At 44.2% G+C, this 24,038-nt stretch carries 21 protein-coding genes; 13 read left to right on the forward strand and 8 right to left on the reverse strand.

Features of this window, described 5'->3' with window-relative positions; all coding sequences use genetic code 11:
- Positions 1-116 precede the first annotated feature (116 nt).
- Positions 117-707: a 1,6-anhydro-N-acetylmuramyl-L-alanine amidase AmpD gene (gene ampD, locus H9629_RS09600; protein ID WP_191730997.1), complete on the forward strand. Its 591-nt coding sequence runs from the start codon at positions 117-119 to the stop codon at positions 705-707.
- 60 nt (positions 708-767) lie between these two features.
- Positions 768-2,318 carry a murein biosynthesis integral membrane protein MurJ gene (gene murJ / locus H9629_RS09605; protein ID WP_171255306.1) on the forward strand — a complete coding sequence of 517 codons (1,551 nt, stop codon included), beginning with the start codon at positions 768-770 and terminating at the stop codon, positions 2,316-2,318.
- A gap of 109 nt (positions 2,319-2,427) precedes the next feature.
- Here the strand turns inward: murJ and H9629_RS09610 are convergent, their stop codons facing one another.
- Positions 2,428-2,586: a DUF1328 domain-containing protein gene (locus H9629_RS09610; RefSeq protein WP_004647174.1), complete on the reverse strand. Its 159-nt coding sequence runs from the start codon at positions 2,584-2,586 to the stop codon at positions 2,428-2,430.
- Positions 2,587-2,777: 191 nt separating this feature from the next.
- Between H9629_RS09610 and H9629_RS09615 the strand changes: the two genes are divergently transcribed.
- Positions 2,778-3,230 carry a YcgN family cysteine cluster protein gene (locus tag H9629_RS09615; RefSeq protein ID WP_191730998.1) on the forward strand — a complete coding sequence of 151 codons (453 nt, stop codon included), beginning with the start codon at positions 2,778-2,780 and terminating at the stop codon, positions 3,228-3,230.
- Here H9629_RS09615 and H9629_RS09620 read toward each other — a convergent pair.
- Positions 3,227-5,398: a bifunctional diguanylate cyclase/phosphodiesterase gene (locus H9629_RS09620; protein ID WP_191730999.1), complete on the reverse strand. Its 2,172-nt coding sequence runs from the start codon at positions 5,396-5,398 to the stop codon at positions 3,227-3,229. The genes H9629_RS09615 and H9629_RS09620 overlap by 4 nt on opposite strands.
- A gap of 263 nt (positions 5,399-5,661) precedes the next feature.
- On the opposite strand from H9629_RS09620, the gene H9629_RS09625 reads away from it, so the two are divergent.
- The gene (locus tag H9629_RS09625) at positions 5,662-6,933 is read left to right on the forward strand and encodes a replication-associated recombination protein A (protein WP_191731000.1); all 1,272 of its coding nucleotides are present in this window, start codon (positions 5,662-5,664) and stop codon (positions 6,931-6,933) included.
- Positions 6,934-7,268: 335 nt separating this feature from the next.
- On the opposite strand, the gene H9629_RS09630 is transcribed toward H9629_RS09625, so the two are convergent.
- The 4 genes from H9629_RS09630 to dapA form a co-directional block, all read right to left on the reverse strand.
- The gene (locus tag H9629_RS09630; RefSeq protein ID WP_064095130.1) at positions 7,269-8,876 is read right to left on the reverse strand and encodes a phosphatase PAP2 family protein; all 1,608 of its coding nucleotides are present in this window, start codon (positions 8,874-8,876) and stop codon (positions 7,269-7,271) included.
- A 464-nt stretch (positions 8,877-9,340) separates the two neighbouring features.
- Positions 9,341-10,060 (reverse strand): phosphoribosylaminoimidazolesuccinocarboxamide synthase, encoded by a 720-nt coding sequence (gene purC, locus H9629_RS09635; RefSeq protein WP_064102573.1) that lies wholly within the window; start codon positions 10,058-10,060, stop codon positions 9,341-9,343.
- A 37-nt stretch (positions 10,061-10,097) separates the two neighbouring features.
- The gene (locus H9629_RS09640) at positions 10,098-10,703 is read right to left on the reverse strand and encodes a lipoprotein-34 precursor (NlpB) (RefSeq protein ID WP_191731001.1); all 606 of its coding nucleotides are present in this window, start codon (positions 10,701-10,703) and stop codon (positions 10,098-10,100) included.
- Between the two features lie 14 nt (positions 10,704-10,717).
- The gene (dapA, locus tag H9629_RS09645) at positions 10,718-11,617 is read right to left on the reverse strand and encodes a 4-hydroxy-tetrahydrodipicolinate synthase (protein WP_064095127.1); all 900 of its coding nucleotides are present in this window, start codon (positions 11,615-11,617) and stop codon (positions 10,718-10,720) included.
- 723 nt (positions 11,618-12,340) lie between these two features.
- Between dapA and mhpT the strand changes: the two genes are divergently transcribed.
- The 3 genes from mhpT (at position 12,341) to H9629_RS09660 (ending at position 15,594) form a co-directional block, all read left to right on the forward strand.
- Positions 12,341-13,546 carry a 3-(3-hydroxy-phenyl)propionate transporter MhpT gene (gene mhpT / locus H9629_RS09650; protein WP_064095126.1) on the forward strand — a complete coding sequence of 402 codons (1,206 nt, stop codon included), beginning with the start codon at positions 12,341-12,343 and terminating at the stop codon, positions 13,544-13,546.
- Between the two features lie 320 nt (positions 13,547-13,866).
- Complete coding sequence (pncA, locus tag H9629_RS09655) at positions 13,867-14,496, forward strand: bifunctional nicotinamidase/pyrazinamidase (RefSeq protein ID WP_064095125.1); 630 nt, start codon at positions 13,867-13,869, stop codon at positions 14,494-14,496.
- A 123-nt stretch (positions 14,497-14,619) separates the two neighbouring features.
- Positions 14,620-15,594, forward strand: a complete 975-nt coding sequence (locus H9629_RS09660; protein ID WP_064095124.1) for a bile acid:sodium symporter family protein — start codon at positions 14,620-14,622, stop codon at positions 15,592-15,594.
- Between the two features lie 126 nt (positions 15,595-15,720).
- Here H9629_RS09660 and H9629_RS09665 read toward each other — a convergent pair whose 3' ends face one another.
- Positions 15,721-16,974: a hypothetical protein gene (locus H9629_RS09665; protein WP_064095123.1), complete on the reverse strand. Its 1,254-nt coding sequence runs from the start codon at positions 16,972-16,974 to the stop codon at positions 15,721-15,723.
- Between the two features lie 77 nt (positions 16,975-17,051).
- Here H9629_RS09665 and serB point away from each other — a divergent pair, with 77 nt between their 5' ends.
- The 3 genes from serB (at position 17,052) to H9629_RS09680 (ending at position 19,642) form a co-directional block, all read left to right on the forward strand.
- Positions 17,052-18,272 (forward strand): phosphoserine phosphatase SerB, encoded by a 1,221-nt coding sequence (serB, locus tag H9629_RS09670; RefSeq protein ID WP_064095122.1) that lies wholly within the window; start codon positions 17,052-17,054, stop codon positions 18,270-18,272.
- Between the two features lie 415 nt (positions 18,273-18,687).
- Positions 18,688-19,023: a ciprofloxacin tolerance protein AciT gene (aciT, locus tag H9629_RS09675; protein ID WP_064095121.1), complete on the forward strand. Its 336-nt coding sequence runs from the start codon at positions 18,688-18,690 to the stop codon at positions 19,021-19,023.
- Between the two features lie 139 nt (positions 19,024-19,162).
- The gene (locus H9629_RS09680) at positions 19,163-19,642 is read left to right on the forward strand and encodes an SCP-2 sterol transfer family protein (protein WP_064095120.1); all 480 of its coding nucleotides are present in this window, start codon (positions 19,163-19,165) and stop codon (positions 19,640-19,642) included.
- Positions 19,643-19,750: 108 nt separating this feature from the next.
- Here H9629_RS09680 and dtd read toward each other — a convergent pair whose 3' ends face one another.
- Positions 19,751-20,191 (reverse strand): D-aminoacyl-tRNA deacylase, encoded by a 441-nt coding sequence (dtd, locus tag H9629_RS09685; protein ID WP_064095119.1) that lies wholly within the window; start codon positions 20,189-20,191, stop codon positions 19,751-19,753.
- Positions 20,192-20,418: 227 nt separating this feature from the next.
- Here dtd and H9629_RS09690 point away from each other — a divergent pair, with 227 nt between their 5' ends.
- The 3 genes from H9629_RS09690 to pncB all read left to right on the forward strand — a co-directional run bounded on the left by H9629_RS09690 (position 20,419) and on the right by pncB (position 23,974).
- Positions 20,419-21,933, forward strand: a complete 1,515-nt coding sequence (locus H9629_RS09690) for a catalase (RefSeq protein WP_191731002.1) — start codon at positions 20,419-20,421, stop codon at positions 21,931-21,933.
- Between the two features lie 186 nt (positions 21,934-22,119).
- Positions 22,120-22,650 (forward strand): ankyrin repeat domain-containing protein, encoded by a 531-nt coding sequence (locus H9629_RS09695; protein ID WP_191731003.1) that lies wholly within the window; start codon positions 22,120-22,122, stop codon positions 22,648-22,650.
- Between the two features lie 118 nt (positions 22,651-22,768).
- Positions 22,769-23,974 carry a nicotinate phosphoribosyltransferase gene (gene pncB, locus H9629_RS09700; protein ID WP_064095116.1) on the forward strand — a complete coding sequence of 402 codons (1,206 nt, stop codon included), beginning with the start codon at positions 22,769-22,771 and terminating at the stop codon, positions 23,972-23,974.
- Positions 23,975-24,038: the final 64 nt, after the last annotated feature.

The raw sequence follows: 24,038 nt of genomic DNA on the forward strand, positions 1-24,038 counted from the left end.
GAGCGATTTTTCATCCAGTTTGCCGGGATGAATTGAGATTTGTCCTTGAAAGTTTTAGCATGAAGCCGGCTGCAATGCTGATCTTGCAGATTTTATTTTTTGGGGAGAACGGTTCTATGCAACAGGCAGCTGAGTTTCAGGTTAGGGACGGGCAACTAATCGGTGTACGTCAAATCCCATCTCCCAATTTTAATCAGCGGCCAGTACAAACTGAAATCCAATTGCTGGTGATTCACAATATCAGCCTGCCTCCTTCCCAGTTTGGCGGCGGTTATATTGAACAGTTTTTTCAGAATCAGCTGGACTGGTCCGTACATCCTTATTTTCAGACAATTGAAGGGATGCAGGTTTCAACTCATCTGCTGATTTTAAGAACGGGAGAGGTGCTGCAATTCGTCAATTTTAATGACCGTGCCTGGCATGCAGGCCGCTCGACCTATTTGGGCAAAAAAGAATGTAATGATTATTCGATCGGGATCGAGCTGGAAGGCAGTGATGATTTGCCTTTTGCAACCGCACAGTATGAAGCCCTAGTCAAAGTGACTGCCTGTTTGCAAGATTATTATCCTAAAATCCAGCAGCATATTGCCGGACATTCAGATATTGCACCGGGCCGCAAGACTGATCCGGGGCCGTATTTTAACTGGGCTGATTTTCGTACACAGTTACAGCATTATAAAAACACTTCAAACTCGCTTGCGGGATGAAATTAAGCAATGAACTTCTGACAAAAGTTTCATTACAATAGCCACAAATTTATACATTAGGTGAAGAGGATGGCGCTTTGGCGTTCGACCGTCATTGTCAGTGCGATGACCATGTTGTCACGCGTACTGGGATTGGTTCGAGATATTGTTTTACTGAATGTCTTTGGTGCTGGTAAAGACTTCGATACTTTCGTAGTTGCATTTCGTATTCCAAACTTTTTCAGGCGATTATTTGCCGAAGGCGCATTTTCACAGGCTTTTATTCCGGTACTGACCGAATACAAAACCAGTCGTACTCATCTCGAAGTCCAGATTCTGATCAGTCGGGTATTCGGCTGTCTGGCGACAGTGATGACAGCGCTGACCATGGTCGCGATGATTGCTGCACCATTGATCATGTATATCTATGCGCCGGGTTTCCATAGCGATCCTGAAAAATTCGCCCTGGCAACGGACATGTTTCGCCTGACCATTCCTTATTTGCTGTTCATGTCGCTGACTGCCTTTGCCAGCAGTATCCTGAACAGTTATGGCTCTTTTAGCACACCGGCATTTGCACCGGTCTTGTTAAATGTTGCCATGATTGCCGGAGCAGTCTGGCTTACGCCTTATATGGCAGAGCCCATTATGGCACTGGGCTGGTCAGTTATTATTGCCGGTATTTTACAGCTGGCGATCCAGATTCCTGAATTGTGGCGTAAAAAGCTGCTGATTCCTCCAAAAATTGACTTCAAACATGAAGGTGTTGATCGCATCATGAAGTTGATGCTGCCGGCACTATTTGGGGTATCGGTCACGCAAATTAATCTATTGTTAAATACCATCTGGGCTTCGTTCATGCAGGATGGTTCGGTGTCCTGGCTGTACAGTGCCGAGCGTATGACCGAATTGCCGCTTGGCCTGATCGGTGTTGCGATTGGAACTGTAATTCTGCCATCATTATCTGCGCGGCATACCGAGCAGAATCCGGAAAAATTTCGTGGCATGATGGACTGGGCTGCCAAAGTGATTGTGATGGCAGGTCTTCCTGCCAGCATTGCATTATTTATGCTCTCGACACCGATCATTCAGGCCCTGTTTGAACGTGGCCAGTTCACCTTTGAAGATACTCAAATGACGGCTCTGGCATTAAAATGTATGAGTGGTGGTGTGATCGCCTTTATGCTGATTAAAGTCTTTGCGCCCGGTTTTTATGCAAGACAGGATACCAGAACACCAGTACGTATCGGCTTGATAGCCGTGGCAGCCAATGCGATTCTGAACGTGATTTTTATCGGTTTCTTCAAGCTAATTCATTGGGAAGCAGAGCATATGGCGCTTGCACTGGCATCAACGGGTTCAGCCATGGTCAATGCCGGTTTACTCTATTATTATCTGCATAAACGTCATATTTTCCGTTTTGGCTCCCATTGGAAAAAAATCTTCCTGCAGTTTATGTTTGCCAATACCATCATGATTGCCGCTTTAGCCTATGGCCTGAGCTGGTATAACGCAGATGTATCGCAATGGATGCGTGTTTTAGAAGTGGTGATCTTATGTGTTGTCGGTGTGGCAGCTTATCTTGCAGCCTTACTGGTAGCGGGATTTAGGCCTCGTCATCTAAAACCTTAAGCTTAAAACCGAGCTGGTATAAATTAATAGAGCCATAAAAAAACAAGAGCCAAAAGGCTCTTGTTTTTTTCGAAAGTTAACACTTGCCTCGGGCAAGTCTAGTTTAAATCTAGACTTTGCCGCGAGAAAGAAAACCCACGATCGCAAGAATCACCGCAATTACCAACAAGATAATTGCAAAATCCTTAGATAAGCCTGCAACGCCACCAAAACCTAGTAGACTCGCAATTAATGCAATAACAGCAAAAATAATAGCCCAGCGAAACATATATATTCTCCATGTGTTTTTATTTTCAAATTTAGTATAGAAATAAACGATTCTAGCGACTGTTAGTGTTTTGTTGATGAACTGTCTATGATTTAACAATAGTTTACGTGATAGTAATAAGAATTTGAGCGATAGGTCTGTAAGGTTCGGGCTGCTATAATAAGCTGATTTTTGAATGTGCCGACCTGATCATGAGCGATACTTTACGTCCTGAATTCTGGAAAAACTATTCACTGGCTGAACTGACGCAGGCCGAGTGGGAAGCTTTATGTGATGGTTGCGGCTTATGCTGTCTGATTAAACTGGAAGACGAAGATACCCAGGAAGTTGCCTATACCAAAGTGGCCTGCAAGCTGCTGGATTGCACCACTGCACGTTGCTCCAATTATCCGGATCGCCTGCAATATGTGCCGGACTGTATTCAGCTTACCCCAGAAAAATTGCAAACCATTCATTGGTTACCATCAAGTTGCGCCTATCGCCGGGTAGAACAGGGCAAAAGCTTGCCATCCTGGCATTATCTGGTCAGCGGTTCACGAGAAAGTGTGATTCAGGCACGCAAGTCAGCAGCAGGACGCTGCCTGAGTGAAAGCGACATTCATGAAAATGACATCGAAGACTATATCGTACGCTGGGTGCGTTAAATCTGTCTGCATGATTGCTGAATAGTTGCTTCTTGCGCTAGCGGATGCAGCAAAGCTTGGGCCGAAGCACCGGCCATCGGACGATAGAAATAGAATCCCTGTCCAATCTGGCAGTCACAATGAATCAGGGTGTCCAGCTGTTCTGTATTCTCGATACCTTCGACTAGAACATCCAGTGCAATACTGGAGCCAATCTGGGTAATGGCTTTGACAATAGCCAACGCAGATGGGTCACTGTTCATGCGTTCTACAAAGTTGCGGTCAATCTTGATGCAATCGACCGGATAGTCCTGCAAGCGGGTCAGTGAAGAATGTCCGGTACCGAAATCATCCAGCGAGATCTGGATTCCAGCCTGTTTCAGCAGGTTCAGAGCACGGACCACATAATTGGCACCATGCTCGGACAGACTCTGTTCGGTAATTTCCAGTTCAACTTTGTGGGCCGGAATATCGAAATTGGACAGGCGTGCCAACAGTTTTTCGGCATAGTCATCGCGCAGGAATTCAACCGGTGCAGCATTGATTGAAATTGGCAACAGATCCAGACCTTGAGCCTGCCAGCGACTCATATCTGCAAAGACTTTCAGTTGCATGGTTTCACTGATACGTGAGGCCAGCTCATAGTCCTGAAAGGCGCCAAAAATTTCAGAAGGTAACTGGATATTCTGGTCCTGATCCTGCCAGCGTAACAGGGCTTCAAAACCAATCACTGCACCATCAGATAGACGCACCTTGGGCTGATAATAGGGAATGATCTGATCGGCCAGAATAATCTTGCGCGCCAGAGTCAGCTGCTTGGTCATATTTTCCAGTGATCCGCACATTTCCTGATTAAACATGCGGATACCACCACGACCACTATTTTTCAGGTCATTCAAGGCAATATCGGCACATTTCAGCAGATTAGAAGTATTCAAGGCATCACGTGGATAAATTGTGCAGCCTATGCTCATGGCACTGTTGATGCTATTGCCGACATAATTGATCGGTTGCTCCAGCTGGGCATACGCCATTTGCGCTGTTGCCAGCAGCTGTTCTTCACTTTCCAGATTTTTGACTAGTACGGCAAACTCATCCCCACCCAGGCGGGCAACGATGGTATTTGGCCCGAAACAGGCCTGGAAACGCTTACCCAGAATATGGAGCAGATGATCGCCAGCAATATGACCCAGGGTATCATTGATGTGCCGGAAATAGTCCAGATCAATGAGTAGTAAACCTGCCATGGTCTGCTGTTGCTTGGCCTTTACCAAGACCTGTTTGAAGGTTTTATAGAAGGTACTACGGTTATACAGGCCAGTCAGTTCATCACGTTTAATCACTTCTTTTAAACGGGTTTCTGCGATTTTTTGCTGACTGATATTCCGTGATACACAGAGGATATTTTGAGTAATATTCTGCTGATCCAGAATCGGGGTCAGCAGGTGATCCCAATACTGGATTGGTTGATCTTTAATCTGAACTTTGCTGGAAAAACGACTGTTTAAGCCTTGGGCAGCCTGATTTAATGCGCGCTGCGCGGGTTTTCGCGCTTCAGGGGTTAAGCGATTGAACCAGGACAATGAGCGGTCCTGATCCTGTTCTTCGGCCTCATTTGCTTGTGTCAGACAACCCGGCTGGTTGCTATGTCGAATTTCACCTTCAGGACTGATAATGTTAATGCAGTCTGCACTGGCATCCAGCATATTTTCCTGGGTGGAAACAATATGAGAAAGTTGCTGCTGGATTTCAAAATAATCATGCACATCGGTCAGGGAAACGGCCCATTGCAGCAAATGGTCCGGCTGATGATGAAATTTTACAGCCAGAGTACACATGCGATAATGGGTATCACTGCGTTTAATCCGGCACTGGGTTTCAAAATCCTGATGCTGGTCCAGCGCTGCATGCCACTGCGTTAAAAACAGCTGCAGGTCCTCTGCATGAATGAAGTTCTGCCATTGTGGATTGCCCTGTTCATTCAGGTTTACCCCAAGATAGTCAGTCATGGCATGGTTAAAATATTGCAGATGTTGTTTGTTGCTGACCCATAAGGGTTGGGGTAAGGCATCAATCAGATTTTTTAACAAAATAGATTCAGACAAGTGAACGTGTGGCGCAATCAGTGATGATGATGCCAGTGGCTCCGACCAGCTCACAGTTCCCTGTTCAAATTTATCATGCTTCATGCATTCACCACTACAGCCCAGAATTGCCCAATGGGCTAGATAAGTTTCTTTTAATTAGAATAAACAATATGAAAATTACACTGTAATTAATTCACAATTAATCATGTTCAAATTATTTGCTTTTATAGAGATTAATTCATTCAGAATTAAAAAAATAGGGGATATCTATATAAATTAATTTTTTGTGCTTGGGGCTTGCAATCTTGGAATCAAAACTGCTGGTGTTAGAATGAGATCAGAATTTAATTTGAGCCAATAATAACATGTCAGATAGTCATATCCCGCTTCCAGAACGTTTACGGCCACGCGACCTTACACAGATTATCGGGCAGGAACATTTGCTGGGTGAGCAGGCGCCTTTACGCCAGATGATTGATCAGGGACATCTGCCTTCGATCATTTTCTGGGGACCACCCGGGGTCGGTAAAACCACCATTGCCTTACTGCTGGCTCAAGCGGTAGACCGGCCTTTTATCAGTCTGTCTGCTCTGAATACTGGCGTAAAAGAGCTGCGTGAAATCATTGCCGAAGGTGGTGATCTGCTGACGCCTGTAGTATTTATTGATGAAATTCATCGGTTTAATAAATCTCAGCAGGATGCGCTGTTAAACGCGGTCGAGAAGGGGAAAATTACCTTAATTGGTGCTACCACGGAAAACCCGTCCTTTGAAGTGAATAGTGCCTTATTGTCACGTTGTCAGGTGTATAGCCTGAATGCCTTGAGTGCTGAATCAATTCAGAGCTTATTGACGCAAGCCTTGCAAAATGACTCTTTCTTGCAGGAAAGACATATCCTGATTGAAGAATTTGACGCCCTGATCCAGTTCGCGGCAGGAGATGCCCGTAAGGCACTAAATCTACTCGATCTGATCGCCAGTACCTTTGAACCGGATATGGAAAATATCATCACCAATGCGATAGTGGTGAAAGTGGCTCAGCAAAATATTGCCCGTTATGACAAGTCTGGTGAGCAGCACTATGATTTAGTTTCGGCCTTTATTAAATCAATTCGCGGCAGTGATCCGGATGCAACCCTATACTGGATGGCGCGGATGCTCAAAGGCGGTGAAGATCCAGTGTTTATTGCACGCCGTATGCTGATTGCCGCATCTGAAGATATCGGTAACTCCAATCCGAATGCCTTGTTACTAGCCGGTGAATGCTTCCGTTCGGTACAGGCTGTAGGCATGCCGGAATGCCGGATTATTTTGGGGCAATGTGCAGTTTATCTGGCGACTAGTGCCAAAAGTAATAGTACCTATCTGGCAATTAACAAAGCGATGGAACTCGCAGATAAAACGTCCAACCTGCCGGTACCTTTGCATTTAAGAAATGCACCGACCAAGCTGATGAAAGAGCAGGGCTATGGGGTAGATTATCTGTATCCGCATAATTACCCTGAGCATTTTGTGATGCAGGAATATTTGCCACCAGAGCTAAAAGGAACAAAACTGTATGAGTCAGCGCGGAATAAGCGTGAAGTAGAGGCCGAGCGCTTGCAGCAACGTCGCTGGCAGCAACAACAGCAACAGTAAATAAAAGCCCGGGATCGGGCTTTTATTTTAATTACTATTAAATAATTTGAATCCTGTTTTAAAAATGGTTAAATATTGGGACAGATAATTAGTTGAAATAGCAGAAATAAATGATTTAAGTATTTTTAAATAGATTTAATATAATGGTATTAATCTGCCGGAAAATGTTTTTAATCCAATTATTTAATCATCTAAAAATTCAGGACTTAATAATAATGATTTAACTCGAAACAGATTGATTTTTTATGTAAAAATAATGCCCCAAAGATGATTAAATCTATGGAGCATCATTTGGAAATTTAAAGCTCGATGAGTTTTAGTCTTTCCCAGACAGATTATTGAATTGACTGCTTGGCAGCTTGTACTCTACCCAGGTATTCAGGAGAGTATTTTAAAATATTCATAGCCATTGAAGCGATGCCTTTACTTGCTTCAGTATCACTTAACCAGTGTACCCGGCAGACTATACGACTCTTCGCATAATCAACTGCAGTGTTTTCAAACTCACTTCTTCTGCTATTGTCTACATCGGACAGGCTGTAGCCGACCAGATATCCTCTTAAGCTATGGCCTGATGGATATGAGGTATTCGTCAACAGGAAGTCGCGGTCTTCAGGGGTACATATTTCACTGTTATAGTAAACAAATGGCCGTTCACGATTATATTTCGCCTTAATTTCATTTGCGACTGGCTGTTCAAAATCAACCATATAATTGATTAGCGCGGTAACTTCAGTGGTATAGTACTTGTAATTGAAGCCGAGAAAACGTCTGGCTAAATACTGTGAGGTGATATTGGCATCTTGTTGAGCCAGTGTCCATCTTGATGCAGAAGGGTTGAGCAGTTCCTGATAGGTCTTTTTATCAAGCTCGAACGCTGCTGAGTTCTCCGCAGGCGGGTCTGGCGTTAACCAGTTTGCGGTGATTTTAATTTTTTCAAGGTTGGACAGATTTTCAAATACAACCTGGTCATGTGCACTGAAGTAGATGCGGGATGGCTCATCTACCTTAAAGTCAATTGCTAGAATAGGAAGATATTTTTGGGTGTCCTCATAATATGCTTGCTGGAAGCTTTGAGCTGCTTCTAAACCTGCTTCATTACCCAGATTATAATAAAAAGCTTCGATCGGTGCAGTGGTGGCCTTTTCGTCATTCCAGGCAGTGACCAGAATCTCGTCATTCCACCAGTCTGGGCGCAAATCAGTTGGAACACCTTTTCGGATAGCGGCAAACATACTAAAGTAATTCGCCCGAGTCGCAAATTTAGCCTGATCAGATACAGACATGGTATACGAGCAGGTCTGTCCCGGGAACTGATCTAGGGTACCTTGTGCCTTGGTAGCCCGCATGACGGGTATAAATATATCCAGCCATTTCTGTGGCGTATCGATGCCCCAGTCCTGACAGTCTTTTACTGTATAGTCGACCGAGCCATACTGGACTTCATCCGATTTCAGACAGTTATTAAATGAGCCAGTTCTGGCATCAGTATTCATGTCCATAGGCGATGCACAGCGGGTCGGTGCTACATCTTCATAATCCGGTCTGATCACAATACCTGCCTGATAGGTATCATCGGGTAACTTGAAATTCAGATCCTGGCGAATATAAGCAAAAGCTACAGCGCCTTTGTCGCGGTCTCTTTGCCGGTGAACCCAAGGTTTCGGTTGAGCTGCGATCCGAATACCTCTAAATAACAGTCCGGAACATTCATATTGTGGCGCTGAGTCAGACCCACAGTTCTCGACCACATTATTATATCTCTGCTCGTATTTTGTCGCAGCAATATAATTATTCATGTCTTCCATGTCATAAGGGGGCGGTTCAACAGGATTAGGAATTGGGGTAGGAGGCGGATTAGAACTGGAAGAGTCATTATCGCTGTCATGACATGCACTTAATAGGGCAGCAAGCAGCAATATGGTAAAGCCAGATGTTTTCATAAGAAAATCCTCAACTTATTTTAGTTTTTTCTCGATCATTATTAATTGGTTATAAATTAAGTGGTGAGCAGTGAAAAATTTATACTTCCTTATCTTTTTTAAGCAAGGATTAATTATAATTAACATGCTTTGATAAGCTAAAAAAATAATTATGTAATGAATTATTTTAAAATAAATATTTGTTTTAAAATGTAGTTTTTTATGAATAAAAATAATTAATTATTTTAATGATTTAATTGGTTGAATTTTATTTTAAATGAATAATGTGTTGAATCTGATTTAAATTAGTACACTTTATTTTAATTATCAAAAACTAATGAAAAAGTGTTAAATAAACTATTTATTTATATGACAGGTTTATTTTTAATTTCTCTCTTTAAAAACTGAATTAAATAACTGGAATGAGAAAGTAGCAGGGATTAAAAAACCGGATTTATAAATCCGGTTTTTTAATTAAGGAATAATTAGATATCGGAAAGATCAATACCTAGACGGCCAGCGACTTCTTCATATGCCTCAACCACACCGCCTAAACCTTGGCGGAAACGGTCTTTATCCAGTTTTTTCTTGGTGTCTTTATCCCATAAACGGCAACCGTCTGGAGAGAATTCGTCACCCAGTACGATACGGTCGTGGAATACGCCGAATTCAAGCTTGAAATCGACCAGAATCATGTTACCTGCGTCAAACAATGCTTTCAGCACGTCATTTACTTGGTAAGTCAATTCTTTCATTTTTGCCAATTGTTCAGCAGTTGCCCAGCCTAAAGCAATTGCTTGTGACTCATTGACCATTGGATCGCCAAGCGCATCATCTTTAAAGAACAATTCAAATGTTGGAGGAACCAAGGCCTTGCCTTCTTCCACACCTAAGCGGCGGCATAAAGAACCTGCTGCATAGTTACGAATCACACATTCAACCGGGATCATATCCAGTTTTTTCACCAGCACTTCATTTGGAGTCAGCAGCTTTTCAAAGTGAGTTTCAATACCCGCTTCTGCCAGCTTTTCCATAATGAAGGCGTTAAAACGGTTGTTCACCTTGCCTTTACGATCTAGTTGCTCGATTTTTTCGCCATTGAATGCAGAGGCATCATCCCGAAAGACTAAAATCAGATGGTCTGAACTGTCTGTGGTATAGACAGATTTCGCTTTACCAGTATAGAGCAAGGTTTGTTTTAACATGAGGGAACCTTTTACAAAAAAAAATGCCTAGAAATGTCTAGGCTGGCCAATTTTGGTAAATCTGGTTGAGCAGTTCTGCGGCTTTTTCACGGTCGGCAAAACTGTTATCGGCATTGAACACAGCGAGGTTATTACTTGAACCTACAGAAGATAATCTTAATACATAGGTTTGCTGATCGATCTTAACCGTAATTTCGTAACGATCTTTGCTCTGGGCAACGACGCTATGATTCAGACTGCTGAGGGTGGCAAGGGTGTATTGCCAAATTGTAGCAGAATTTCCCTCAATTTTAAGCAGAGGATTAAGATTTCCGTCAGTGACCAACTGCGGTTTACCGATAGTATTGGTTTCGGTCTGATTCGCTGCACCTGAGTTTGCAGTCTGGGCTGGCGGGCGTGGCAAGGCAAAACGGTTGCCACGCTGGTTTTCAAGCTTAGGTGCATGCTCAATTGCAAGCGGATCGACCGTTGGAGCAGGGTACAATGGCGTTGCCGGACGAACCAGAGTGCCTTCAGGATATTGTAAAGCTTCCAGGCTTGTAGTCTCTTTATAGTCTAAAGAGCCGTTGTTAACGGCCAATGAACTACAACCTGCCAAACTGAATACTGAAAGTGTAAGGCTAAGTCCTAAACGTAATTGCATAATCTTCTGCTCTTTTATTTGATAACGCCCGCTTCGACCAGTGCTTCATGAAGCGGAGCGCGATATTGTTCTGCAAGTGGTGTTAATGGAAGGCGAATACCTGTACCAATTAAGCCCATGTCGTGGAGTGCCCATTTCACAGGAATTGGGTTGGATTCGCAAAATAAAATATTGTGTAAATTTGCAACCTGAGCATTTAACTGTTCAGCAGTTGCAGCATCACCGGCAATGGCAGCGGCACATACTTCGCTCATGGCTTTCGGAGCCACGTTCGCCGTAACCGAGATATTGCCTTTGGCACCATAGCCCATCAGCTGATACGCAGTCGCATCATCACCTGAATAAACAGTCATATCCTTACCGCTAAGACCTTGCAGCAGTTCAGCACCGCGTGGCACATCACCAGTCGCATCCTTAATACCGATAATTTGTGGAATATCGGCCAGGCGGATTACGGTTTCATTGGCCATATCCACACCGGTACGGCCTGGTACGTTATACAGGATCTGAGGCAGGTCAACCGCTTCAGCAATGGCTTTATAATGCTGATACAAGCCTTCCTGAGTCGGTTTATTATAATACGGCGTTACCAGTAACGCGGCATCTGCCCCCAGCTCTTTGGCTTCGCGGGTCAGTTCGATTGCTTCACGAGTCGAGTTTGCACCTGTGCCGGCAATAATAGGAATACGTTTGTTGGCCACACGAATGATTTCTTTGATCACCTGGGTGTGTTCACTCATGCTGAGAGTAGAGGCTTCGCCTGTTGTTCCAACGGCGACAATACTGTTGGTACCCTCTGCAATATGCCATTCAACCAGCTTCTCGAGACCCTTCCAATCTACGCTGCCATCTTCAAACATAGGGGTGACGATTGCGACTATGGAACCTTGAATGGTCTGTGCTTGCTGAGTCATTTTAAAAAACTATCCTATTTGTCCATCCGAAAGGAATGAGAAAACATAAATTGGGATGGATTTGTATTTAGATTTATAGCAAATTCAATAGATTTGCATTGAATTGAATATTGCTTATGCAAATTATGACTGATCAAACGCATAAGAACAATATGCTTTAGTAAAAGCTACTGAATTCTTTATACAAAGCCTTCTGGAAACAATCAAGTAATAAATAAGATGATTTATAAAGCAAAATCCTGAGACTAAAGTCCTGCCTCTACCTACATAGCAATAGATAATCCAGCAAATCGACTCAAAAATGTTAACGCTTGTGCAAAAAGCTCAGCTCAAAACCGCCGTTTCAGTATGTTTTGCTTATGGATTAATAGTTATATTGGATAAATTGAGATATTACACATCTTGATAGCCTCTTTCGGCCCAGACAAATAAAATCCAAAACTGTTAAAACTAATCTCTTTTAAATATCAATATATTGAGGAATTTTTTTCTTATCGGTTGATTTTTTAACTTGATGTATAAGCCTTAAGGTCAAAGTCTTGCATTTTATGCTGTTCTGATTAAGTGTTTTTGCGACTTTATCTGGTCGTATCCTCTCTTCACCCGCTTCTGCTCCTTTGGGAATATCCAGGCAAAACCTTCCACTTATTGATAGTTATTTCTGCAGTCAGGCTCATAGATGATGACTCTCTTTTGTAACGCTGATTGAACAAGGATAATCCAATGGAAAAATCAGACAATAAGCATGCTATCGTCACGGTCGCGATCTGTTTTCTGATTGCGGTGATTGAAGGCTTAGATATTCAGGCAGCCGGAATTGCTGCTGCAGGTATTCGTGAGCATTTTGGTCTCGATAGTTCCCAGTTGGGTGTGTTTTTTAGTGCAGGGATTCTGGGTTTATTACCTGGTGCACTGATTGGTGGTCGGTTTGCGGACCGCATTGGCCGTAAAAAGGTCTTGATCTGGTCGACAGCAGTATTTGCTGTATTTACCTTATGTACCGTCTGGGTGAATAGCTTTAACAGCTTGCTGGCAGTGCGTTTTCTGGCCGGGGCCGGTCTGGGCGGCGCGATGCCAATTCTGATTACACTCGCTTCTGAAGCTGTCTCTCCACAAAACCGTGGCCGTGCAGTCGGCTTGATGTACTGCGGCATGCCAGTCGGCGCAGCAATTTTATCTTTAATTGCGGCGACTGAATTTGGTGCCAACTGGAAGAATGTTTTTTATCTCGGTGGTCTGTTACCGATTTTTGCCATTCCGCTGATGATGCTATTTTTGCCTGAGTCGAAGGAATACCTGAAAGCACAGAACAAAACTGCAGCAGAACTTGCCGTTACACCGAAGGGTTCATTCAAGGACCTGTTTAATTCGGACAACCTGTTGCGTACGCTATGTATCTGGGTGAGCTACTTCTTTACCTTGATGGTGGTTTACATCATGTTGAGCTGGCTGCCATCATTATTTATGGAACTTGGCTTCACACGTAAAGATGGTTCAACCGCACAGTTCTACTTCATGGTTACAGCGACGATTGGTACGATTATTCTAGGTATGCTGACCGACCGCTGGAAGAAAGCCTATGTGATCCTGTTGATGTACGGTGGTATCTTGGCAGGTCTACTGGCGCTGAATGGTGCAAGCTCGCTGAACCAGATGTATATGGCAGCCGCATTGGCCGGTGCTTTTGTCATTGGTTGTCAGGGTGTACTGTATGCCTTTGGCAGTATCGTTTATCCGACAGAAGTACGTGGGACCGGTGTCGGTGTGGCATCGGCCGTTGGTCGTATTGGTGCCATGCTGGGTCCAGTCATTGCCGGTCAGTTACTGACGGCAGGTTTTGGGGCTGCGGGAGTCATTACCGCTGCGATCCCATGTATCATTATCTCTGCATTATGTATGCTGTTTTTAGTGAACCGCACCAAAGTGTAATGTTCAAAGATTTAAAAAAGCCTGCAATTAGCAGGCTTTTTTATTTTTAGAATTTAAGAACAAGACAGGGCTATATGATTAAAAACCTGCATGGCCTTATCTACGATAATCTAGAATTCATTTTTGTATAGGTCTAGATCGGCGCACGTCCAGAACTCATCCTAGATTTTCAAAAAAGAAGGAATCTCTCGATCTGCTTCTATGAGCGCATTCAGCATTCAGAATGCACAGTCATGCCATTTTTAACCGTAGGGCTAAAAATCCTGGAGTATTTTGCGCTATGCTTGGGTATAAATCGAGATTTCAATGGATGAAAACAGATGCAGAATAATATCGCTTTACTGGTCGTGGACGTACAGAGAGGATTTACCCCAGGAGGTAATCTGGCTGTAGCCAATGCTGACCAGATTATTCCAAATATCAATCAATTGGGACAGCATTTTAAGCATATTATCCTGACTCAGGACTGGCATCCGGACAATCATATTTCTTTTGCAGATAACCATCCTGGCAAGGCCGCCTATGACAGTATTCAGCTGGATTATGGCACTCAGGTCTTATGGCCAAAACATTGTGTGCAGGGAACATTAGATGCCGAACTGCATCCGGATTTGAATTTACCGCAAGCACAACTCATCATTCGCAAGGGTTTTCATGAGCAGATCGACAGTTACTCGGCCTTTATGGAAGCTGACCGGAAAACCATGACGGGTCTTGCTGGCTATCTGCGTGAGCGTGGGATTGATACCGTATTTGTGGTCGGGATTGCCACGGACTTTTGTGTGGCCTGGACTGCCATTGATGCCTGCAAACTGGGCTTTAAAACCTATGTGATTGCCGATGCCACCAAGGGCATTGATCTGAATGGTTCCCTGCAACATGCCTGGCAGGATATGCTGTCGCATGGAGTGAAACGGATTTATGTCAAAGATATCGTCCAGACAGTTTAAAAGCTTACAAGAATAGGCTTTAGATATCTCGTTAATTGTCTTTGTATTTAAATCTATAAACTCAGGTATCAAGAGATACCTGTTTTATTTAATCTCCCTTGATGTCATACCTGGATGAAACCCATGTCAGCCTTGCTCCAGTTTAGCCAATTTATCCAAAAAACCTTTGCGCTATGGGTCGTGCTCTTTTCTGGCATTGCCTTGCTGGTTCCTGAAGCTTTTGTCTGGTTGAGGGCTTATATTCCGTGGATGTTGGGCATCATCATGTTCGGCATGGGTATCACCATGACGGTAGGCGATTTTAAAAGTGTCCTGCAAAGTCCGAAAGCTGTGGCAATTGGTGTCGTCGCCCAGTTTGTGGCGATGCCAGGCTTGGCTTATCTGCTGTGCAAACTGTTTCAGCTACCGCCAGAGATTGCAATCGGGGTGATATTGGTGGGTTGCTGTCCGGGCGGAACGGCATCCAATGTGATTACCTATATGGCCAAGGGCAATACCGCCTTGTCTGTCGCCTGTACCTCGGTTTCGACTTTACTGGCGCCCATTTTTACTCCGGCCATTTTCTATGTGTTGGCCAGTCAGTGGATTGAGATTAATGCCTTATCCATGCTGGTATCAATCTTACAGGTGGTGTTATTTCCGATTGTTCTGGGTTTAATTGTTCGGGCGCTACTCAAGCAAAAAGTCAGCACCTATATTCAGGTCATGCCCTTGATTTCTGTGATTGCCATTGTTGCAATTGTCGCGGCGATTATTGCCGGCAGCAAAACCCAGATTTTACAATCGGGGCTAATAATTCTGGGGATTGTAGCCTTACATAATGGTATGGGCTATCTGCTGGGTTATTGGGCCAGTCGCATGTTCAAGCTGGCAGAAATAGACTGTCGTGCAGTATCGATTGAAGTCGGTATGCAAAACTCTGGTCTAGGCGTGGCCTTGGCGGCAACCCATTTTGCTGCTTCTCCATTGACAGCTTTACCAAGTGCCATTTTCAGTCTGTGGCACAATATTTCAGGTCCGGCATTAGCCACTTACTGGGCTGCCAAAAATAAAGACAGTGCCTCAGTGCCAAAGCAGAATCTGGATACAGAGCGCTAGAATTTTAAAAAAAGTTGATGTCTAAATTCTGCTGAGAAGCTAAAAGCAGCATCTAGCCAGTGAAAATTTGCAGAACTAAGCTATAAAAAAGCCCGATTCAATATCGGGCTTTTTAATTTAAAAAATTTATGAAGCTTTGGACTGTTTGGATTTTAAAATCTCGGTTCTAAAAGTCTGTGCCAGCTCTGCCGTTTCTGCATCCATTCCGTTCACCACAAAGGCATGACGGGTCAGGACATTGGTTGGATTAGGCATACTCACCAGCTGGAAGTGATCACTTACATCTTTCAGCAAATGATTCGGTACATGCAGGGCACTTTCTTTCGAGACCAGATGCTGTGTCAGACGCTCAGAGGCTTGTACCGAGCTGAGCTGCATCTCCTCGACTTTAGAGGCAATTGCGCTGCGGGTTTGCAGCACAAAACGTTTTTCTTCCCGGTAACGTTTATACAGTACTTCGGACAACAGCTGGAACACGGCACTGATCATGGTCAGGCAAGCCAGGGCATTTGGTTTATCTGCTGCAATACTGATCGTGGCCCCTTTTTCATCAAATTTATGTACGGTACAAATATCAGAACTATTCAATTTATAACGTTGCACACAGAGTTCGGTGGCTTTGTTCAGAAAAATCTGACAGAGATTGAAATAAGGTACCGAAACGGTTTTATTGACGCTATCCAGTAACTGTTTTGGATCATAGAACTGGATATTTAAGCTCAGGCTATCCTGCTCCAGGACCGCCGGCTTATGTTCTTTTTCTTTGGCTTTATTTTTCACTGCCTGTTGAGCCTGGGCAATGGCCAGTGCTGCATTATGCTTTTCCTGTTCCAGTGCCTGGGTCAGGGTCTGAATCTCGAATTTCAGCCGCGATTCGTTATTGATGCGTGCCAGATATTCGGTACGGCTTGGACGTGCCACAGCACGATAAGCAACCCAGAGCAGGGCATGAATGATGAATGAGAACAGAATCGCCAGCCATTGCGTTCGTAGAATTTCACCAATACTAGGCTCAATCAGCGTGATTTCAATCACACCGACTTTTTTCTCGTTTTGCAGGGCATCACGGACAAAAACTTCACCTTCCCGGGTTTTGGTCAGTCCGCCTGTGGCTAAAACCTGACCTTTTGCATCCAGGATCCGAATTGAAGCTACGCTTGGATTGGTGGCGTAACGATTTGCCAGCAAAGCCAGAGAAACACGGTTAGGCGGTTCAAGCTCGGACAGGCTGTCTGTCACCAGCTGACTGGTCATCAGCTGCCCCTGATTGGCACGGTTTTCATTCAGTTGGTGAGTGGTTGCCAATACCAGTAAAAAGGTATGCAGAGCAAAACTTATAATCAATAGGCTAGCAAATAGCCCTTGTCTAGGCGCATTCAACGTAAACTTCCAAGGCAATTCTGTTCAATTTCGATTATGATTCTAACAATAGTTGTAGCTCAGACCCGAGTCAATTCATGCGAGAAATCATTCTTATATCATTCTTAGGACCTGACCAGCCTAATCAATTTACACGATTAATGCAGGTTTTGTCCGCCCATTCCCTACAGATTTTAGATGTAGGGCAAGCGGTTATTCATAATCAGTTAACCTTAGGTATTGTTGTAGCCTCTGAAGACCAGACAGCGACAGCATTAGCCATGAAGGAGATCCTGATTCTAGCACATGATATCGGGTTAACTGTGCGCTTTAAACCGATCTCTGCGACTGAATATGATCAGTGGGTCAAAGAGGGTGGACGCACACGTTATATCGTAACGGCATTGGCTCCTGAATTAAATGCCTCTCATCTGCAAGCCGTGACCCAGATTGTCTCGGCTCAGGGTTTTAATATTGAAACCGTGACCCGTCTGTCTGGCCGTCCGGCTCTGGATGGTCAGAGCAGCGGGCCGAAACGCGCCTGTGTGGAGTTCGGTTTAAAAGGACAGATGCTCGATGCAGCCGCAATGCGTGCTGCCTGTTTGCGTTTATCCACTGAACTTAATGTCGATGTCGCGGTACAGGAAGACAATGCCTACCGCCGTAACCGTCGTCTGGTGTGCTTCGATATGGACTCGACCCTGATCGAGCAGGAAGTCATTGACGAACTGGCAATTGAAGCCGGTGTCGGTGCACAGGTTGCAGAAATTACCGAACGTGCCATGCAAGGCGAACTGGATTTCCAGCAAAGTTTCCGGGCGCGTGTCGCCTTGTTAAAAGGCATGGACGCATCGGTACTTCCAAAAATTGCCGAGCGCCTGACCATTACAGAAGGTGCCGAACGTCTGATTTCAACTCTAAAAGCATTGGGTTACCGTACCGCAATCCTTTCCGGCGGTTTCCAGTATTTTGCTGAATACTTGCAAAGCAAACTGGATATTGATGAAGTGCATGCCAACGCGCTTGATGTTCAGGATGGGGTCGTTACCGGTGAAGTCAAAGGTCATATCGTTGATGGCGCGCGTAAAGCATTCTTGCTCGGTGAAATTGCTCAGGAGATGGGCATTTCTCTGGAACAGACCATTGCGGTCGGTGATGGCGCTAATGACTTGCCTATGTTATCCATTGCAGGACTGGGGGTGGCTTTCCGGGCCAAGCCGCTGGTTCGCCAAAATGCCAATCAGGCGATTTCTAGCGTCGGTCTGGACGGAGTGCTATATCTGCTCGGTGTCCATGATAAAGACTTGAACCGTTCATAAATCAAGGCTTTAACAGATTTTAAAGGCGACCGCAGGGTCGCTTTTTTTATCTTGAATGAAATGACTTAAATGCGTGAAGGATAAAATTTGACTACAAAAACATCGATCATCTTAAACGGAAAAATAATTTTTTCCCTCAAAAAAAGCACTGATAATTTTGTAATGACACGCCAACATTGGCGCAGTCATTAATCCACAAAAATGTGAAAAGCAAAAATTGTAATGACAATATAATATCGCGACAAAGTATGTCGTTAGGCTGGATCGCAGGACTTTTTTTATGCAAAAAACTCAGCATAATGCAGACATAGAGATACAAATCAACAGATTCCATTTTATTGATGTAACGAAATTCAATAGATAGAAACTTTGCAATATCAGGCGGAAAACTATCTATCTGGATGGAGGGGGTTATATGGTAACAGCGAATTTAGCAACGATTGTGGGCTTCAGTTTAGTCGCTGTAGCTGTGCTTGCTGTATTCTTCTCGCCTTATCGTCGCTGGTTAAGCTTTATGGCTGCCGGGATGCTGGTTTGGGGCCTGATCGAGGTGATCCGTATAGGGACTCAGACCTGGTTTGAGCTGCCAATGACGTATAGTTATCTGAGTGCATTAACTGCGGTCATGCTGGTGGTGACCTGCCTGTTATTGCGTGAAGATCGTCGTGCCGAGCGTGCTTTGGCAAAACGTCGCTATATCGAACACACACCAGTCTATGAAGATGACCAGCAGCAGCTTTCTAGCCGTTAAGTTCTCTAATATCAGTGAAATAATGCACCTACGGGTGCATTATTTGTTTAGAAATATGATACAAACTGCTGCATCCACCTAACCCGGAACTATGCTAGGATATTTGTCAATTTTCGTACAATTAGAATAGGCATCCTTCATGAAACTGTCGTCCATTCCTGTGTTAAAACTTCCTCTTGTTGATGTAAGTACAGATCCGCTGGACTTACTGGTCGCAGGTTTAGCATTACGTATGAAACAGTTGGCACGTACCAGCCCAAAATTCATCGAACTGGTACATGGGCGTCAATTCCGCATCCAGATTGGTACGGATGAGGGTATGGCACGTCAGATCATTGTGAATAACGACCATATCGAGACCGTTTCTGGTGATGCTGAAAAAGCAGATTTTGTTTTGCAGTTTGCTGATAGTGAGCAGGGCGTAAAGACTTTAATTAAAGGTGATCCGACCGCATTTATGACCGGCATGCAAAGTGGCACCATCAAAATGGAAGGTGACTTCGGTTTGCTGGTCTGGTTTAACCAGGTGGCGAAGATGATTCCACCAAAACTGCCAAAGCCAGTCAAAGAAAAAGTGAAAATGGTACGCCAGTTTATTAAAGAAAAAACTGGTAAATAAGAAACTTCCGCTTAGTTCCCCCTCCTTTTTAAAGGAGGGGCTAGGGGAGGATTAAATAGAAAAAGCCCTCAAATATGAGGGCTTTTTGAATTCTGGAATAATTAAAACTTATTCAACTTCTAAATTAAAAGTCACCGGCCCATCATTGACCAGATGCACTTTCATGTCGGCAGCAAAAATACCGGTTTGTACATGCTCAAACTGGCTTCGAGCATATTCCACCAGCTGCTCATATAAGGCTTTTGCTTCAGCCGGTGGCATGGCCGGACCAAAGTCTGGACGTAAACCTTTCTGGGTTTGCGCCATCAGGGTAAATTGTGAAACCAGCAATATACCACCGCCAGCCTGGGCAACGTTCCAGCCCATTTTGCCCTGTTCATCATCAAAGAAACGGTATTTCAATATCTTATCAATCAGTTTTTTGCCTTTTTCCAGATTATCGTCTTTGCCCAACCCCAGAAAAACCAGAATTCCTTTTTCAATTTCTCCGGTAATTTCACCCTCGACCACGACTTTAGCTTCTAAAACTCTTTGTAATAAGGCACGCATTTTACATATTGACTGAAAACCATAGATAGACGTGATTGTAGCAATAAAAAAATCTGGAGCAGTATGAGATGCTGTTTTTATGAACTTTAAATATCTGAAAATCAATTGATTAATTTTTATAAATTCATTAAAACGATTGAATTTATAAAAATAATCTGTTTTATCTATTTATTGTGCTCGCGTATCTTAGTCTGTGCAGGAAAGGTAATAAATTAAGAGATTTAGAAATGTTTAAGTGTTCATTACTGGTTGCAATGCTTGCAACTGTCACAGCCGCACAAGCTGCTCCTTTAACGAAAGACAATGGTGCGCCAGTGGGGGATAACCAGAACTCGATCACTGCAGGTTCAAATGGTTCAGTGTTACTTCAAGATGTTCAATTGATTCAAAAATTACAACGTTTTGGTCGTGAACGTATTCCTGAGCGCGTGGTACATGCACGTGGTACGGGTGCCTATGGTGAGTTCGTCGCAACCAAAGACCTGTCTGATCTTACCCTTGCTTCATTATTTAAAGCCGGTACTAAAACTCCAGTTTTCTTACGTTTTTCTACCGTAATTCACGGTAAGGGTTCACCCGAAACCCTACGAGATCCGCACGGTTTTGCAGTGAAATTCTACACTCAGGAAGGCAACTGGGACTTGGTCGGTAACCAGACCCCGGTATTCTTTATCCGTGATGCGATCAAATTCCCGGACTTCATTCATGCCATGAAGCCAAGCCCGGTGACGAATGTTCAAGATGCCAACCGCGTGTTTGACTTCCTGTCGAGCCAGCCATGGGCCACCAACATGCTGACTTATGTGTATGGCAAGCAAGGTGTTCCAACCAGTTACCGCGAACAGGACGGTTTTGGGGTACACGCTTACAAACTGTATAACGACAAAGGCGAATACAAATACGTGAAATTCAACTTCCGTTCAAAACAGGGCGTGAAGGGCTTGAACGTAAAAGAAGCGGCTGAGCAGCAAGGCAAAGATTTCAACCACTTGACCAATGATCTTTATCACAACATCTATGCAGGTAATTTCCCGAAATGGGACCTGTACATTCAGGTGATTGATCCTAAAGACTTGGGCAAGTTTGATTTCGATCCGCTAGATCCAACCAAAATCTGGCCAACCGAGCTGGTGCCGGAAACCAAAGTCGGCACCTTGACCCTGAACCGTATGCCGAAGAACTTCTTCAACGAGACTGAACAGTCGGCATTTGCGCCAGGTAATCTGGTACCAGGTATCGAGCCGTCTGAAGACCGTCTGTTACAAGGTCGAATCTTCTCTTATTCAGATACCCAAATGTACCGTCTGGGTGCGAACCACCAGCAAATTCCGGTAAACCGTCCAGTGGTGAATGTGAACAACAATAACCAGGATGGCTACATGAATATCTCTGAGCGTGACTCGGATGTGAACTATGAGCCAAGCCGTAAAGAGCCAAAAGCTGCCACTGAAAAAGCACGTGCAGTACAAACTCCTTTAACTGGCCATGTTCAGCAGATCGGGACCAAAGAGCAGAACTTCAAGCAGGCAGGTGAGCTGTACCGTTCATATACGGCCAAGGAAAAAGATGACCTGATCATGAACCTTGCTGCTGACCTTGGTAATGTCAAAGATTCAGAAACCAAGCACATCATGTTGTCTTATTTCTACAAGGCAGATGCGGACTACGGTACCCGCATGACCAAGGCAGTGAACGGTAACCTGGCGACTGTTAAAGCCAAAGCTGCAAAATTAAAAGACTGATTTCGATTGGTCTTGAGGAACTGGTGATTAGGGCATAGCGCATCACCTCCGAAAAGTCCTGTAAAACTCCAAACCTTTCCTGCACCCTAGGGGGAGTTTTACAGGCACTTCGTTTTTTATCTCATCTCAGGTGAATTTGATCCTGAGTGACTGAAATTTTCTTTTCGATTTCTGTTGGAGTTCATCATGAACGTTATGCCACACGCATTTTTAGCCAGTATTCTTGCCTTCAGTTCTATATTCGCAACGGCTGTTGAAGTGAAGAATGTCTCCCTTGCAAAAACAGCGGCAAGCATTCAGATGAACTCACAACAGGAATTGGTCAACCTGTTCTTTGCTGCGGCTAAAGTTGGCAATAGTGAAGTTATCAACGAATTTCTGAAACATGGCTTCCCGGTCGATGTACGCAATAAAGACGGTTATACGCCGCTGATGATGGCGACTTATTATGGCCATCAGGAGATTGTCAGCAGTTTGCTTAAACATGGTGCTGACCGCTGTGCCCGGGACAATCGAGGCAATACGGCCTTAATGGGTGCCTTGTTTAAAATGGAATTTGCCATTGCCAAGCAGCTGCATCAGGCTGACTGTGATGCCCAGGCCCAGAAAACCGGGCAAAAGACTACTGCTGAGTTTGCCAATGTGATTGGTCAGGAAAAACAGTTACAGCAATTGATTCAGGAGCAGGAAAAAACCCAGGTCAAAACCCAGAAATAAGCCGGTTTATGTTGGGATACTGTTGTTGAAAATCCGGCCGGCTGTACGTAAATCCTGCAATATTGCATGACTTTTTATGCTTTAATGCAAAGATAAGCACAGCGATATTCCTTTAGTTATGGCTCCAATTATCCATTCTCTGTTAGATACTGACTTGTACAAATTCACCATGTTGCAAGTGGTCTTACACAAGTTTCCACAAACACATAGTGTCTACCATTTCCGTTGTCGTAATCTGGAAGATACAGTGTATCCCCTGACGGATATTCTGGATGATCTGAACCATCAACTCGATCTGCTGTGCCAGCTTAAATTTAAAGAAGACGAATTACAGTATTTACGCAGTCTACGTTTTATCAAAAGTGACTTTGTTGACTATCTGGAACTGTTCCAGCTGAAACGCCGTTTTATCAAGGCCAGTATTGACAGTCAGGGGCGTCTGGATATTGTGATAGAAGGTCCGATGGTTCAGGCCATGATGTTCGAGATCTTTGTCCTTTCCATTGTCAATGAGTTGTATTTCAGCCGGATTCGTACCCCCGAAGTGCTGGTTGAAGGTGAGCGCCGTTTAAAGGCTAAAGTGGAGCTGTTAAAACAGTATGCTGCCGCACAGGACCCAAATGATCCCCCATTTCTGGTATCGGACTTCGGTACCCGCCGTCGTTTCAGCTTTGCATGGCAGAAGCATGTGGTTGAAGAATTTAATAAAGCTGCGCCTTATGTGTTCCGTGGTACCAGTAATGTACTGCTGGCCAAAGAGTTGGGCATTACTCCAATTGGCACCATGGCGCATGAATTTTTGCAAGCTTTTCAGGCACTGGATGTACGTTTGCGGAATTTCCAGAAAGCCGCACTGGAAACCTGGGTACAGGAATACCGTGGTGACCTGGGAATTGCCCTGACTGATGTGGTGGGAATGGATGCTTTCCTGCGTGACTTTGACCTGTACTTTGCCAAGCTGTTTGATGGCCTGCGTCATGACAGTGGTGATCCTTACGAATGGGGTGATAAAGCCTATGCCCACTATAAAAAGCTGAAAATAGACAGCAAAACCAAGATGCTGACTTTCAGTGATGGCCTGAATCTGGAAAAAGCCTGGAAATTACATCAATACTTTAAAGACCGTTTCCAGGTCAGTTTTGGAATCGGGACCAATCTGACCAATGATATGGGACAGACACCACTGAATATTGTCCTGAAACTGGTGGAATGCAACCGTCAGTCGGTGGCCAAGATTTCAGACAGTCCGGGCAAAACCATGACAGATAATGATACCTTCCTGGCCTATTTACGTCAGGTGTTTAGCGTTACAGAAACTGCTTAACAGGGACACATTCTATTTAAAAACTGCTTCAGTATTGAGGCAGTTTTTTATTTCTGAGTCAGCT

It is taken from the genome of Acinetobacter pecorum (assembly GCF_014837015.1).
GTDB lineage: Bacteria > Pseudomonadota > Gammaproteobacteria > Pseudomonadales > Moraxellaceae > Acinetobacter > Acinetobacter pecorum.

Bases quoted from the DNA above. Each gene is read 5' to 3' on its own strand.
- H9629_RS09680 (WP_064095120.1), top strand. From the start codon at position 19,163: ATGAAACTGTCGTCCATTCCTGTGTTAAAACTTCCTCTTGTTGATGTA.
- H9629_RS09640 (WP_191731001.1), bottom strand. From the start codon at position 10,703: ATGCAATTACGTTTAGGACTTAGCCTTACACTTTCAGTATTCAGTTTG.
- dapA (WP_064095127.1), bottom strand. From the start codon at position 11,617: ATGACTCAGCAAGCACAGACCATTCAAGGTTCCATAGTCGCAATCGTC.
- H9629_RS09625 (WP_191731000.1), top strand. From the start codon at position 5,662: ATGTCAGATAGTCATATCCCGCTTCCAGAACGTTTACGGCCACGCGAC.
- purC (WP_064102573.1), bottom strand. From the start codon at position 10,060: ATGTTAAAACAAACCTTGCTCTATACTGGTAAAGCGAAATCTGTCTAT.
- H9629_RS09695 (WP_191731003.1), top strand. From the start codon at position 22,120: ATGAACGTTATGCCACACGCATTTTTAGCCAGTATTCTTGCCTTCAGT.
- serB (WP_064095122.1), top strand. From the start codon at position 17,052: ATGCGAGAAATCATTCTTATATCATTCTTAGGACCTGACCAGCCTAAT.
- H9629_RS09660 (WP_064095124.1), top strand. From the start codon at position 14,620: ATGTCAGCCTTGCTCCAGTTTAGCCAATTTATCCAAAAAACCTTTGCG.
- pncA (WP_064095125.1), top strand. From the start codon at position 13,867: ATGCAGAATAATATCGCTTTACTGGTCGTGGACGTACAGAGAGGATTT.
- H9629_RS09620 (WP_191730999.1), bottom strand. From the start codon at position 5,398: ATGAAGCATGATAAATTTGAACAGGGAACTGTGAGCTGGTCGGAGCCA.
- H9629_RS09690 (WP_191731002.1), top strand. From the start codon at position 20,419: ATGTTTAAGTGTTCATTACTGGTTGCAATGCTTGCAACTGTCACAGCC.
- H9629_RS09610 (WP_004647174.1), bottom strand. From the start codon at position 2,586: ATGTTTCGCTGGGCTATTATTTTTGCTGTTATTGCATTAATTGCGAGT.
- ampD (WP_191730997.1), top strand. From the start codon at position 117: ATGCAACAGGCAGCTGAGTTTCAGGTTAGGGACGGGCAACTAATCGGT.
- dtd (WP_064095119.1), bottom strand. From the start codon at position 20,191: ATGCGTGCCTTATTACAAAGAGTTTTAGAAGCTAAAGTCGTGGTCGAG.
- H9629_RS09630 (WP_064095130.1), bottom strand. From the start codon at position 8,876: ATGAAAACATCTGGCTTTACCATATTGCTGCTTGCTGCCCTATTAAGT.
- H9629_RS09615 (WP_191730998.1), top strand. From the start codon at position 2,778: ATGAGCGATACTTTACGTCCTGAATTCTGGAAAAACTATTCACTGGCT.
- aciT (WP_064095121.1), top strand. From the start codon at position 18,688: ATGGTAACAGCGAATTTAGCAACGATTGTGGGCTTCAGTTTAGTCGCT.
- mhpT (WP_064095126.1), top strand. From the start codon at position 12,341: ATGGAAAAATCAGACAATAAGCATGCTATCGTCACGGTCGCGATCTGT.
- pncB (WP_064095116.1), top strand. From the start codon at position 22,769: ATGGCTCCAATTATCCATTCTCTGTTAGATACTGACTTGTACAAATTC.